The following is a 12,792-nucleotide window of genomic DNA, read 5'->3' on the forward strand; positions in this document are numbered from 1 at the left end:
GACATTGACATTGTCTTTTGTTGTATGATACATTTTTAGGGACATAACGTTACAAGGCTGGTGTAACTAATGAGAAAAAAAGTTGTACTCTCATGTGAAGAGTGTAAAAATCGAAACTACTCTACGATGAAAGATACGAGCTCAGTAGAGCGACTTGAGATAAAGAAGTTTTGTAAAACATGCAATAAGCATACAGTTCACAAGGAAACAAAATAAATAATTGAAATAATACACTGGAGGTCCCGTAGATGCGTTTAACGAACTTTTTCGGCGATGTAGGTCGCGAAATGAAAAAAGTAAGTTGGCCTAAAAAAGATGAATTACTCCGCTCAACAGCGACTGTTATCGCTACAGTTGTGTTCTTTGCGATTTTCTTCGCAGTAGTTGATATGGGCATTTCTTCTTTAATTCGGTTAATTCTTGGTTAATTCTTGAATAAGAAGCACTTATCCATGATATAATGTTATTTATAAGAACTGTGTAAAAGCCCGGTGAACGGGTTTTTTCATTTGCGCAAAAAAATGTACGTCAGGGAGGGAAGGACGCTCGTCCTAAATGAATGGAAAAAAGTTGGTATGTTGTCCATACTTATTCTGGATATGAAAATAAAGTAAAAGCAAACCTAGAGAAACGTGTAGAATCGATGGGTATGCAAGATAAAATTTTCCGTGTTGTTGTCCCGGAAGAAGTAGAAGTAGAAATGAAAAATGGTAAAGAAAAATTAATGAAAAGAAAAGTGTTCCCAGGTTACGTGTTAGTGGAACTAATCATGACTGATGACTCTTGGTATGTTGTTCGTAATACACCGGGTGTAACAGGCTTTGTTGGTTCTTCGGGTTCTGGATCTAAACCATCTCCTCTATTAGAAGAGGAAGTTGTTTCCATTATGAAACATATGGGAATGGACAACGAAGTGGTTGATTTCGACTTTGAACTTCATGAGACAGTACGTGTAAATGAGGGTCCATTCGCAGATTATACAGGTGCTATTGAAGAAATTGATGTGGAGAAGAAGAAAGTTAGTGTACTTGTAGACATGTTTGGTCGCGAGACTCCAGTTGAACTTGACTTCCATCAAATTGAAAAATTATAAAATGAAACTTGAAATGAATTGTAAAAAGTGATAATATCTTTTAAGTCAGTACGTCTTCGTTATCGGAGACGTTTTTTGAAAGATTTTATCGTTACAGATAAAATATGACGTGGGAGGGCAAATCACTGTCCAATTGACCACATCACGGACTTAAGGAGGTGTGTCTCGTGGCTAAAAAGGTAATTAAAATGGTAAAGCTTCAAATTCCTGCAGGTAAAGCTAACCCAGCTCCACCAGTTGGTCCAGCATTAGGACAAGCAGGTGTTAACATCATGGGCTTCTGTAAAGAGTTCAACGCTCGTACAGCAGATCAAGCTGGTCTTATCATCCCTGTTGAAATTACGGTATTTGAGGACCGTTCATTCACTTTCATTACTAAAACTCCTCCTGCTGCTGTTCTTCTTAAGAAAGTAGCTGGTATTGAGTCTGGTTCTGGTGAACCAAACCGTAATAAAGTGGCAACTGTTAAGCGTGATAAAGTACGCGAAATCGCTGAAACTAAAATGCCTGACCTAAACGCTGCTAGTGTAGAAGCTGCAATGCGTATGGTTGAAGGTACTGCACGCAGTATGGGCATCGTTATCGAAGACTAATTCGATTTGTTTTTAAAAAAAGGTTGCGGGTCTGGAATTCCAATTCGCAACCTTTATTATCGTAAATGATTATCGTTTTTTAAATAAAAGGATGGCGCGCATCCTCAGGTGAGCCCTGAAAAAAAGGCGTAAACGTGGGAGGTTATTCCGCTAAAACCACATTCGAGGAGGAAATAAAAATGGCTAAAAGAGGTAAAAAGTACGTAGAAGCTGCGAAGCTTGTTGATCGTGCAGCTGCTTACTCTGCAACAGAAGCAGTAGAATTAGTAAAGAAAACAAACACAGCTAAATTTGATGCGACTGTAGAAGCTGCATTCCGTTTAGGTGTTGACCCTAAGAAAGCTGACCAACAAATTCGTGGCGCAGTTGTTCTTCCACACGGTACTGGTAAAGTACAACGTGTATTAGTATTCGCTAAAGGCGAAAAAGCAAAAGAAGCTGAAGCTGCTGGCGCTGAATTCGTAGGCGATGCTGATTACATCGGTAAAATCCAACAAGGTTGGTTCGATTTCGATGTAGTAGTAGCAACTCCTGACATGATGGGTGAAGTTGGTAAACTTGGTCGCGTATTAGGACCTAAAGGTTTAATGCCAAACCCTAAAACTGGAACAGTTACTTTCGATGTAACTAAAGCTGTTAACGAAATCAAAGCTGGTAAAGTTGAATACCGCGTTGATAAAGCTGGTAACATCCACGTTCCAATCGGTAAAGTATCTTTCGAAGATGCTAAATTAGTAGAAAACTTCAAAACAATTGCTGACACGCTACAAAAAGCTAAGCCAGCTGCTGCAAAAGGTACTTACATGAAGAATGCAACTGTTGCTTCTACAATGGGACCTGGCGTACGCGTAGACGTTTCTACACTTGCGTAAAAATTGGAAGTTGACTTCATAAAGAAGTTTTAATATAATTATTTATGTTGTGAATTTAAATAGTGTACCGTAGACAGTAGGTGTCATTCGACTTAATTTCCTACCTAGGTGTTAATATACGAAGCGGAATCTTTTTTCTGTGACTATATGCCTCCATGTCTACAAGTTGGGCATGGAGGTTTTTAGTGCACTTTCGGTACATCTTCTATATAATCTACAGGAGGTGTAATAACATGAGCAAAGTAATCGAAACTAAACAACAAGTTGTAACTGAAATCGCTGAAAAACTTCGTGAGAGTAAATCTACAATCGTTGTTGACTACCGTGGTTTAACAGTTTCTGAAGTAACAGAATTACGTAAAAACTTACGTGAGGCTGGCGTTGAGTTCAAAGTTTACAAAAACTCTTTAACTCGTCGTGCTGCAGAGTCTGCTGAAATGGCTGAGTTAAACGAATTCTTAACAGGACCAAACGCAATCGCGTTCAGTAACGAGGATGTAGTTGCTCCTGCGAAAGTATTAAACGACTTCGCTACAAAACATGAAGCTTTAGAAATTAAAGCGGGCGTAATCGAAGGTAAACTTGTAACACTTGATGAGGTTAAAGCTATCGCTACTCTTCCATCACGTGAAGGCTTACTTTCTATGCTTCTTAGCGTTCTTCAAGCTCCAATCCGTAACCTTGCACTTGCTACTAAAGCAGTTGCAGAGCAAAAGGAAGAGCAAGGCGCTTAATTTTTTAAAAGATAATTACTTGTTATCTATAAAACAATACAAACCTATTTAAGGGAGGATATTTACAATGACTAAAGAACAAATCATTGAAGCAGTTAAATCTATGACTGTATTAGAACTTAACGACTTAGTAAAAGCTATCGAGGAAGAATTCGGCGTAACTGCTGCTGCTCCTGTAGCTGTAGCTGGTGGCGCTGGTGAAGCTGCTGCTGAGAAAACTGAATTTGACGTAGTACTTGCAAGTGCTGGCGCTCAAAAAATCAAAGTTATCAAAGCTGTACGTGAAATCACTGGTCTTGGCTTAAAAGAAGCTAAAGAATTAGTTGACAACACTCCAAAAGCAATCAAAGAAGGCGTTTCTAAAGAGGAAGCTGAAGAAATGAAAGCTAAACTTGAAGAAGTTGGCGCTGCTGTAGAAGTTAAGTAATTAACTTTTGATGCTTTAAAAAAGCTCGCTCTCATGCGAGCTTTTTTTTTAACTGTAAAGAAAAGAGGTGGCCATATGGCAGACCATTATTTTTCTAACGACCCTTCTAGTAAAAGTGATCGTAAACGATGGGAATTTACACTTCGTGAATCTCGATTTACTTTTTTATCTGACCATGGGGTGTTCTCGAAAAACGAAGTGGACTTTGGTTCTCGTCTTTTAATTGAAGCGTTTCAAATGCCGGATATTAAAGGTGATATATTAGACGTAGGTTGCGGATACGGTCCTATTGGTTTATCGTTAGCGAAAGAGTTTCAAGGTCGTGACGTTCACATGGTGGATGTGAATGAAAGGGCGCTTGGGCTTGCGAAAGAAAACGCCGCTAATAACAGAATCGAGAATATACGTATTTTCCAAAGTAGCGTCTATGAAAATGTAGATGGCAAGTATGCTGCTATTCTATCTAACCCTCCAATTCGTGCTGGTAAAGATGTCGTGCACGAGATTTTAGAAAAGGCTGTGGAGTATTTGGTTTCAGGTGGAGAATTGTGGATTGTTATTCAAAAGAAACAAGGTGCACCATCTGCGCTGAAGAAACTAGAAGAAGTATTTTCTGAAGTTGAAGTTGTAGAAAAGAAAAAAGGATATTATATCATAAAATCAAAAAAGCGTTGACGGTTATTTTTGGCTATGTTAACATTATACAATGCCAATATATGATTTTCTGCGTTGAGAAAGATGTATATTTTTGTTTCTCTTGGAAAAGATAGTAAAATCAGCAGATTATGAAACAGAATGATGGTTTTCTTAAAGAAGCCATTTTTCTTTTTTGAGCAGGTAGAAAGACTCAACGTATCTATCTTTAAGAGAAAAAACTACGCTAATAGCAGTAGTTGTATTTATTTGTGATTTTGCACAAATTTTTTTGTGCATTTATAATACTCATGATTTGAGGGGTGAAGCAGTTGACAGGTCAACTAGTTCAATACGGACGCCACCGCCAACGAAGAAGTTATGCCCGTATTAGTGAAGTATTAGAGTTACCAAATCTTATCGAAATTCAAACCTCTTCTTATCAGTGGTTTCTTGATGAGGGTTTGCGAGAAATGTTCCAGGACATTTCTCCGATCGAAGACTTTACGGGAAATCTATCGCTTGAATTTATCGACTACAGCTTAGGTGAACCTAAATACTCTGTAGACGAATGCAAAGAGCGTGATGTGACGTATGCAGCACCACTTCGTGTAAAAGTGCGTCTAATCAACAAGGAAACTGGTGAAGTAAAAGAACAAGATGTGTTCATGGGAGATTTCCCACTCATGACAGAGACTGGAACATTCGTAATTAACGGTGCAGAACGTGTTATCGTTTCCCAGTTAGTTCGCTCTCCAAGCGTATACTATAGTGGCAAAGTGGATAAAAACGGAAAACGTGGTTTTACTGCTACTGTAATTCCAAACCGCGGAGCTTGGTTAGAGTATGAAACAGATGCTAAGGATGTTGTATATGTGCGTATTGACCGTACGCGTAAACTTCCTGTAACTGTTTTGTTACGCGCATTAGGGTTTGGCTCTGATCAAGAAATCACCGAGCTTTTAGGTGATAACGAATACTTAAGCAATACGTTAGAAAAAGACAACACAGATAGCACAGAAAAAGCATTGCTTGAAATTTATGAGCGTCTACGTCCTGGTGAACCACCAACAGTAGAAAATGCAAAGAGCTTACTTGTGTCTCGTTTCTTTGATCCAAAGCGCTATGATTTAGCAAATGTAGGTCGCTATAAGATCAACAAAAAGCTACACATTAAAAACAGATTGTTTAACCAACGTTTAGCTGAAACATTAGTGGATCCAGAAACTGGTGAAATTTTAGCGGCAGAAGGAACAATCTTAGATCGTCGTACACTGGATCGCATTTTACCTTACTTAGAGAAAAACATTGGATTCAAAACAGCGAAACCAATGGGTGGAGTGGTAGAAGGCGATGTTGAGCTGCAATCTATTAAGATTTATGCTCCAGAATCAGAAGGCGAACGTTCTATCAACGTAATTGGGAATGCAAATATTACTCGCGATGTAAAACACATCACACCAGGTGATATTCTGGCTTCTATTAGTTACTTCTTCAACTTACTATACAAAGTAGGGGATACAGATGATATTGACCACTTAGGAAACCGTCGTCTGCGTTCAGTAGGAGAACTATTACAAAACCAATTCCGTATCGGTCTTTCTCGTATGGAACGTGTTGTTCGTGAGAGAATGTCGATTCAAGATACAAATGCAATTACACCACAGGCATTAATCAATATTCGTCCTGTTATTGCATCTATTAAAGAGTTCTTCGGAAGTTCTCAGTTATCTCAGTTCATGGACCAAACAAACCCATTAGCAGAGTTAACTCACAAACGAAGACTATCTGCATTAGGACCCGGTGGTTTAACGCGTGAGCGCGCAGGCTTTGAAGTACGTGACGTTCACTACTCTCACTATGGTCGTATGTGTCCAATTGAAACACCAGAGGGACCAAACATCGGTTTGATTAACTCATTATCTTCGTTCGCGAAAGTAAATGAGTTTGGTTTCATCGAAACACCATACCGTCGTGTTGACCCAGAAACTGGTCTCGTAACAGGGCATGTTGATTATTTAACAGCAGATGAAGAAGATAATTATGTTGTAGCCCAAGCGAATATGAAATTATCTGAAGAAGGAGAATTCCTTGATGAAGATATCGTAGCTCGTTTCCGTGGTGAAAACATTGTCACAAATAAAGAGCGCATCGACTACATGGATGTATCTCCAAAACAAGTAGTGTCGGCAGCGACAGCTTGTATTCCGTTCTTAGAAAACGATGACTCTAACCGCGCACTTATGGGAGCGAACATGCAACGTCAGGCGGTTCCGTTAATGAATCCGGAATCTCCGATTGTAGGTACAGGTATGGAGTACGTATCAGCAAAAGACTCAGGTGCTGCAGTAATCTGTAAATACCCTGGTGTTGTTGAGCGCGTAGAAGCACGTGAAATTTGGGTACGTCGCTATGTAGAAGTTGACGGTCAAACAGTAAAAGGCGATTTAGATCGCTACAAAATGCAGAAATTCATTCGTTCTAACCAAGGAACTTGTTACAACCAACGTCCAATCGTAAGTGTTGGAAATGAAGTTGTAAAAGGTGAAATCCTTGCGGATGGTCCTTCTATGGAACTAGGCGAATTAGCACTTGGACGTAACGTGCTTGTTGGCTTCATGACATGGGACGGTTATAACTACGAGGATGCGATCATCATGAGTGAGCGCCTTGTAAAAGATGATGTGTACACTTCTATTCATATTGAAGAATATGAGTCAGAAGCTCGTGATACGAAGCTTGGACCAGAAGAAATTACACGTGATATTCCGAATGTTGGAGAAGATGCACTTCGTAACCTTGACGAGCGCGGTATTATTCGCGTCGGTGCTGAAGTAAAAGATGGAGACCTACTTGTTGGTAAAGTAACACCAAAAGGTGTAACAGAATTAACGGCAGAAGAACGTCTATTACATGCAATCTTCGGTGAAAAAGCGCGTGAAGTACGTGATACATCACTACGTGTACCACACGGTGGTGGCGGTATTATCTTAGACGTAAAAGTATTCAACCGTGAAGATGGCGATGAATTGCCACCAGGCGTGAATCAACTTGTACGTGCATATATCGTTCAAAAACGTAAAATTTCTGAAGGTGACAAGATGGCCGGACGTCACGGTAACAAAGGTGTTATCTCTCGTATTTTACCAGAAGAAGATATGCCTTACTTACCAGACGGTACGCCAATCGATATCATGTTAAACCCATTAGGGGTACCATCTCGTATGAATATCGGTCAGGTATTAGAGCTTCATCTTGGTATGGCAGCAAGATATCTTGGTATTCACATTGCAACACCAGTATTCGATGGTGCTCGTGAGGAAGATGTATGGGGCACAATTGAAGAAGCTGGTATGGCAAATGACGCGAAAACAATCCTGTATGACGGACGTACTGGTGAACCATTCGATAACCGCGTATCTGTTGGTGTCATGTATATGATCAAACTTGCGCACATGGTTGACGATAAACTTCATGCTCGTTCTACTGGACCATACTCACTTGTAACGCAGCAACCTCTTGGAGGTAAAGCTCAGTTCGGTGGACAGCGTTTCGGTGAGATGGAGGTTTGGGCACTTGAAGCTTACGGTGCTGCTTATACTCTTCAAGAAATCTTAACAGTGAAGTCTGATGATGTTATTGGACGTGTTAAGACGTATGAAGCAATTGTTAAAGGCGAAAATGTTCCAGAGCCAGGCGTTCCAGAATCATTCAAAGTATTGATTAAAGAACTGCAAAGTTTAGGTATGGACGTTAAAATGATGTCTAGCGACGACACAGAAATTGAAATGCGTGATACGGAAGATGACGATGATCATCAATCAGCAGATAAATTGAATGTCGAAGTTGAGACAACTAAGGAATAATTGGGATAACCTGTAGACTAAAAGGGAGGTAGGCCCCTTGATAGATGTAAATAACTTTGAATATATGAAGATTGGACTTGCTTCACCTGACAAGATTCGTTCTTGGTCATACGGTGAAGTTAAGAAACCAGAAACGATTAATTATCGTACGTTAAAGCCTGAAAAAGACGGCTTGTTCTGTGAGCGTATTTTCGGACCACAAAAGGACTGGGAATGTCATTGCGGAAAATATAAACGTGTACGTTATAAAGGTGTAGTTTGTGATCGATGTGGCGTTGAAGTAACGCGTGCAAAAGTTCGTCGTGAACGTATGGGTCATATCGAATTAGCTGCTCCTGTATCTCATATTTGGTATTTCAAAGGTATCCCGAGCCGCATGGGACTTGTCTTAGACATGTCCCCTCGCGCGCTTGAAGAAGTAATTTATTTCGCTTCTTATGTTGTAACAGAAAGTGGAGATACACCACTTGATAAGAAGCAATTACTTTCTGAAAAAGAATACCGTGCATATCGTGATCGATATGGCAGCACATTCCAGGCTGCTATGGGTGCAGAAGCGATTAAAAAGCTATTACAAGACATCGATTTAGATAAAGAAGTAGACTTCTTAAAGGAAGAATTAAAAACAGCACAAGGACAACGACGTACTCGTGCTATTAAACGTCTAGAAGTATTAGAAGCATTCCGTAACTCTGGAAATCACCCATCTTGGATGATCCTAGATGTTCTTCCAGTTATCCCACCAGAACTACGCCCAATGGTACAGTTGGATGGTGGACGTTTTGCTACTTCTGATTTAAACGACTTATACCGTCGTGTAATTAACCGTAACAACCGTTTAAAACGTCTATTGGACTTAGGTGCACCAAGCATCATCGTTCAAAACGAAAAACGTATGTTACAAGAAGCTGTAGACGCATTAATCGATAATGGTCGCCGTGGCCGTCCAGTTACTGGACCAGGTAACCGTCCATTAAAATCACTATCTCACATGCTTAAAGGTAAACAAGGACGTTTCCGTCAAAACTTACTAGGTAAACGTGTTGACTACTCTGGTCGTTCTGTAATCGTTGTAGGACCGAACTTAAAGATGTACCAATGTGGATTACCGAAAGAAATGGCACTTGAACTGTTCAAACCTTTCGTTATGAAAGAGTTAGTGGAAAAAGGGTTAGCACACAACATTAAGAGTGCGAAACGTAAAATCGAGCGTGTACAACCTGAAGTTTGGGACGTTTTAGAATCTGTGATCAAAGAACATCCAGTACTTCTAAACCGCGCACCAACACTTCACCGTCTTGGTATCCAGGCGTTTGAACCTACATTAGTAGAAGGTCGTGCAATCCGTCTTCACCCACTTGTATGTACTGCATACAATGCGGACTTTGATGGTGACCAAATGGCGGTTCACGTTCCGTTATCATCAGAAGCACAAGCAGAAGCTCGTATTCTTATGTTAGCGGCACAAAACATCTTGAATCCAAAAGACGGAAAACCAGTTGTTACTCCATCTCAGGATATGGTATTAGGTAACTACTACTTAACACTTGAGCGTGAAGGTGCAATCGGTGAAGGTATGGTCTTCAAAGATGCAAACGAAGCAATACTTGCATACCAAAATGGATATGTACATCTGCACACACGTGTTGCAGTTGCTGCAAGTTCAGTAAATAATGTAACATTTACTGAAGAGCAGAAGAGTAAGCTTCTATTAACAACAGTTGGTAAATTAATATTTAACGAGATCTTACCAGAGTCGTTCCCTTATATTAATGAACCAACAAATTCAAACCTTGAAAAAGAAACACCAGCGGAATATTTCGTTGAAAAAGGTGCGAACATTAAAGAAATTATTGCTAGTCGCGAAGAAGTGGCACCATTTAGCAAGAAGATTCTTGGTAACATCATTGCGGAAGTATTCAAGCGTTTCAAAATTACAGAGACGTCTCGCATGCTTGACCGTATGAAGAACCTAGGATTTATGTACTCTACAAAAGCTGGTATTACAGTTGGGGTATCTGACATTCTTGTATTAGGTGAAAAAGATGAAATTCTCCACGAAGCACAAGCAAAAGTAGATAATGTAATTAAACAATTCCGTCGCGGTTTAATCACGGAAGAAGAACGTTACGATCGCGTTATCTCTATTTGGAGTAATGCAAAAGATGTTATCCAAGGAAAACTGATGAAGTCCTTGAATAAACGCAACCCAATCTTCATGATGAGTGATTCCGGTGCCCGTGGTAACGCATCTAACTTCACTCAGCTTGCTGGTATGCGTGGTCTGATGGCCAATCCATCTGGTCGTATCATTGAACTTCCGATCAAATCAAGTTTCCGTGAAGGTTTAACAGTACTTGAGTACTTCATCTCTACGCATGGTGCTCGTAAAGGTCTTGCCGATACAGCACTTAAGACTGCCGATTCTGGTTACTTAACACGTCGTCTTGTAGACGTTGCACAAGATGTAATTGTTCGTGAAGATGATTGTGGAACAGATCGTGGTTTACTAATCGGTGCGATTAAAGAGGGTAATGAAGTAATTGAGTCATTATATGATCGTCTTGTTGGACGTTTTGCAAGAAAAACTGTAAAACATCCTGAAACAGGTGAAGTATTAGTTGCTGAAAATCAATTAATTACTGAAGATATCGCTCATATCGTTGAAAATTCGGGTGTTGAAACTGTAAACATTCGTTCAGCGTTTACGTGTAATACTCGCCATGGTGTATGTAAGAAGTGTTACGGTCGTAACTTAGCAACTGGTACAGACGTAGAAGTAGGAGAAGCGGTAGGTATTATCGCAGCTCAATCTATCGGTGAGCCAGGTACACAGTTAACGATGCGTACGTTCCATACAGGTGGGGTTGCCGGAGATGATATCACACAAGGTTTACCTCGTATCCAAGAGATCTTTGAAGCTCGTAATCCGAAAGGTCAGGCAGTTATCAGTGAAATCGACGGTGTTATCGCAGCGATCAACGATGTTAAAGATCGTCAAGAAGTAGTTGTACAGGGTGAAGTTGAAGCTCGTACGTATGCTATTCCTTACGGTGCTCGTCTGAAAGTAACTCCAGGACAGCCAATTAGCCACGGTAAAGAGTTAACAGAAGGTTCTATTGATCCGAAAGAATTACTAAAAGTAACGGACATTACGGCAGTTCAAGAATACCTATTACGTGAAGTTCAAAAAGTATACCGTATGCAAGGGGTAGAAATTGGCGACAAACACGTAGAAGTAATGGTACGTCAAATGCTACGTAAAGTTCGTGTAAGTGATGCGGGTGAAACAGATGTATTACCAGGAACATTACTAGATATCCATCAGTTTACTGATGCGAATGCGAAGGTGTTACTACAAGGTAAACAACCAGCGACAGCTAGACCTGTTTTACTTGGTATTACAAAAGCTTCACTTGAAACTGATTCATTCTTATCTGCAGCATCATTCCAAGAAACAACTCGTGTCTTAACTGATGCAGCAATTAAAGGTAAACGTGATGAGCTTCTAGGATTGAAAGAGAACGTTATTATCGGTAAACTTGTTCCTGCTGGAACAGGTATGAATCGTTATCGCAAAGTGGACCTTGTAAAAACAACACAAGATGACATGAATGTAGAAAACGATGAGATTTATGTGGAACAGTAAAATTTTCCGTCGTAAATTTTGTATAAAAACATCTAATCCTAGTTGACATTGTATGAGTCAAAATGTTACTATAATCAAGGTTGCTCCTGAACGATGCTTTGGAGGATATTTATATGTCTTATCAAAAAGTGTCAAATGCTGAAAATGTAGTCGTTGGTCATAAACGAACATTGGAAGCAATCAAAAACGGTATAGTTAAAGAAGTTGTTATTGCGGAAGATGCTGATGTGCGGTTAACCCATATTATCATTCGCACTGCTTTGCAACATAACATACCCATAACAAAAGTTGAATCAGTTCGTAAGCTTGGAAAAGTTTCGGGGATTCAAGTAGGAGCTTCAGCAATAGGAATAATAAGTTAAAACTGTTTTTGTGAGGAGAGAGCATTTGCTCTTCCTTGCAAAAACTTTGTTTTCAACTAATAATGAACCACCTGGATATGTGGTCATACAAACATGCGAAGGGAGGATAATCAAATGCCTACTATTAACCAATTAGTGAGAAATGGTCGTACTGATAAAGTATGGAAATCTAAATCACCTGCGTTAAACAAAGGTTTTAACTCTTTAAAGAAAAAATCAACTGATATCTCTGCACCTCAAAAACGTGGTGTATGTACTCGTGTTGGTACAATGACTCCAAAGAAACCTAACTCAGCGTTACGTAAATACGCTCGTGTACGTTTAACAAACGGTATTGAAGTTACAGCTTACATCCCAGGTATCGGTCATAACCTACAAGAGCATAGCGTAGTATTAATTCGCGGTGGTCGAGTAAAGGATTTACCAGGGGTACGTTACCACATCGTTCGTGGAGCGCTTGATACAGCTGGTGTTGACAAACGTATGCAAGGACGTTCTAAATATGGTACTAAGCGACCAAAACCTGCTAAAAAATAATAAACTTATAATGAAAGGAGGAACTC

The 12,792-nt window shown here is 39.8% G+C and carries 12 protein-coding genes and 1 other annotated feature; all 12 genes read left to right on the plus strand.

The genetic code is table 11. From position 1 onward, the window contains the following. Positions 1 to 69: 69 nt before the first annotated feature. The 12 genes from rpmG (at position 70) to rpsL (ending at position 12,766) form a co-directional block, all read left to right on the plus strand. Positions 70 to 216 (plus strand): 50S ribosomal protein L33, encoded by a 147-nt coding sequence (gene rpmG / locus LUS72_RS00590; protein WP_012260172.1) that lies wholly within the window; start codon positions 70 to 72, stop codon positions 214 to 216. A gap of 32 nt (positions 217 to 248) precedes the next feature. Further along, positions 249 to 428 carry a preprotein translocase subunit SecE gene (gene secE / locus LUS72_RS00595; protein WP_001241321.1) on the plus strand — a complete coding sequence of 60 codons (180 nt, stop codon included), beginning with the start codon at positions 249 to 251 and terminating at the stop codon, positions 426 to 428. Positions 429 to 559: 131 nt separating this feature from the next. Then, positions 560 to 1,093 (plus strand): transcription termination/antitermination protein NusG, encoded by a 534-nt coding sequence (gene nusG / locus LUS72_RS00600; protein ID WP_097833011.1) that lies wholly within the window; start codon positions 560 to 562, stop codon positions 1,091 to 1,093. Positions 1,094 to 1,260: 167 nt separating this feature from the next. Continuing rightward, complete coding sequence (rplK, locus tag LUS72_RS00605) at positions 1,261 to 1,686, plus strand: 50S ribosomal protein L11 (protein WP_001085872.1); 426 nt, start codon at positions 1,261 to 1,263, stop codon at positions 1,684 to 1,686. A gap of 179 nt (positions 1,687 to 1,865) precedes the next feature. Then, positions 1,866 to 2,558, plus strand: coding sequence for a 50S ribosomal protein L1 (gene rplA / locus LUS72_RS00610; protein ID WP_002074134.1), 693 nt, complete (start codon positions 1,866 to 1,868; stop codon positions 2,556 to 2,558). Positions 2,559 to 2,607: 49 nt separating this feature from the next. Further along, positions 2,608 to 2,752: a sequence feature (ribosomal protein L10 leader region), on the plus strand. A 39-nt stretch (positions 2,753 to 2,791) separates the two neighbouring features. Continuing rightward, positions 2,792 to 3,292, plus strand: a complete 501-nt coding sequence (rplJ, locus tag LUS72_RS00615) for a 50S ribosomal protein L10 (RefSeq protein WP_000048724.1) — start codon at positions 2,792 to 2,794, stop codon at positions 3,290 to 3,292. Between the two features lie 67 nt (positions 3,293 to 3,359). Continuing rightward, positions 3,360 to 3,719, plus strand: a complete 360-nt coding sequence (rplL, locus tag LUS72_RS00620) for a 50S ribosomal protein L7/L12 (RefSeq protein WP_000159737.1) — start codon at positions 3,360 to 3,362, stop codon at positions 3,717 to 3,719. A 75-nt stretch (positions 3,720 to 3,794) separates the two neighbouring features. Then, positions 3,795 to 4,394, plus strand: coding sequence for a class I SAM-dependent methyltransferase (locus LUS72_RS00625; protein ID WP_071747342.1), 600 nt, complete (start codon positions 3,795 to 3,797; stop codon positions 4,392 to 4,394). A 290-nt stretch (positions 4,395 to 4,684) separates the two neighbouring features. After that, positions 4,685 to 8,218: a DNA-directed RNA polymerase subunit beta gene (rpoB, locus tag LUS72_RS00630; protein WP_097833010.1), complete on the plus strand. Its 3,534-nt coding sequence runs from the start codon at positions 4,685 to 4,687 to the stop codon at positions 8,216 to 8,218. A 37-nt stretch (positions 8,219 to 8,255) separates the two neighbouring features. Further along, positions 8,256 to 11,867: a DNA-directed RNA polymerase subunit beta' gene (gene rpoC, locus LUS72_RS00635; RefSeq protein WP_097833009.1), complete on the plus strand. Its 3,612-nt coding sequence runs from the start codon at positions 8,256 to 8,258 to the stop codon at positions 11,865 to 11,867. A gap of 113 nt (positions 11,868 to 11,980) precedes the next feature. Next, the gene (locus tag LUS72_RS00640) at positions 11,981 to 12,229 is read left to right on the plus strand and encodes a 50S ribosomal protein L7ae-like protein (protein ID WP_000121831.1); all 249 of its coding nucleotides are present in this window, start codon (positions 11,981 to 11,983) and stop codon (positions 12,227 to 12,229) included. 114 nt (positions 12,230 to 12,343) lie between these two features. Then, entirely contained in the window at positions 12,344 to 12,766 is a 423-nt protein-coding gene (gene rpsL / locus LUS72_RS00645) for a 30S ribosomal protein S12 (RefSeq protein ID WP_001142341.1), read from the plus strand. Positions 12,767 to 12,792: the final 26 nt, after the last annotated feature.

Source organism: Bacillus cereus, assembly GCF_025917685.1.
In the GTDB taxonomy this organism is placed as follows: Bacteria; Bacillota; Bacilli; order Bacillales; family Bacillaceae_G; genus Bacillus_A; species Bacillus_A cereus_AT.

Coding starts and splice junctions, on each gene's coding strand:
- rpmG (WP_012260172.1), top strand. CDS start 70: ATGAGAAAAAAAGTTGTACTCTCATGTGAAGAGTGTAAAAATCGAAAC.
- rplL (WP_000159737.1), top strand. CDS start 3,360: ATGACTAAAGAACAAATCATTGAAGCAGTTAAATCTATGACTGTATTA.
- secE (WP_001241321.1), top strand. CDS start 249: ATGCGTTTAACGAACTTTTTCGGCGATGTAGGTCGCGAAATGAAAAAA.
- LUS72_RS00625 (WP_071747342.1), top strand. CDS start 3,795: ATGGCAGACCATTATTTTTCTAACGACCCTTCTAGTAAAAGTGATCGT.
- rplJ (WP_000048724.1), top strand. CDS start 2,792: ATGAGCAAAGTAATCGAAACTAAACAACAAGTTGTAACTGAAATCGCT.
- rplA (WP_002074134.1), top strand. CDS start 1,866: ATGGCTAAAAGAGGTAAAAAGTACGTAGAAGCTGCGAAGCTTGTTGAT.
- LUS72_RS00640 (WP_000121831.1), top strand. CDS start 11,981: ATGTCTTATCAAAAAGTGTCAAATGCTGAAAATGTAGTCGTTGGTCAT.
- rpsL (WP_001142341.1), top strand. CDS start 12,344: ATGCCTACTATTAACCAATTAGTGAGAAATGGTCGTACTGATAAAGTA.
- nusG (WP_097833011.1), top strand. CDS start 560: ATGGAAAAAAGTTGGTATGTTGTCCATACTTATTCTGGATATGAAAAT.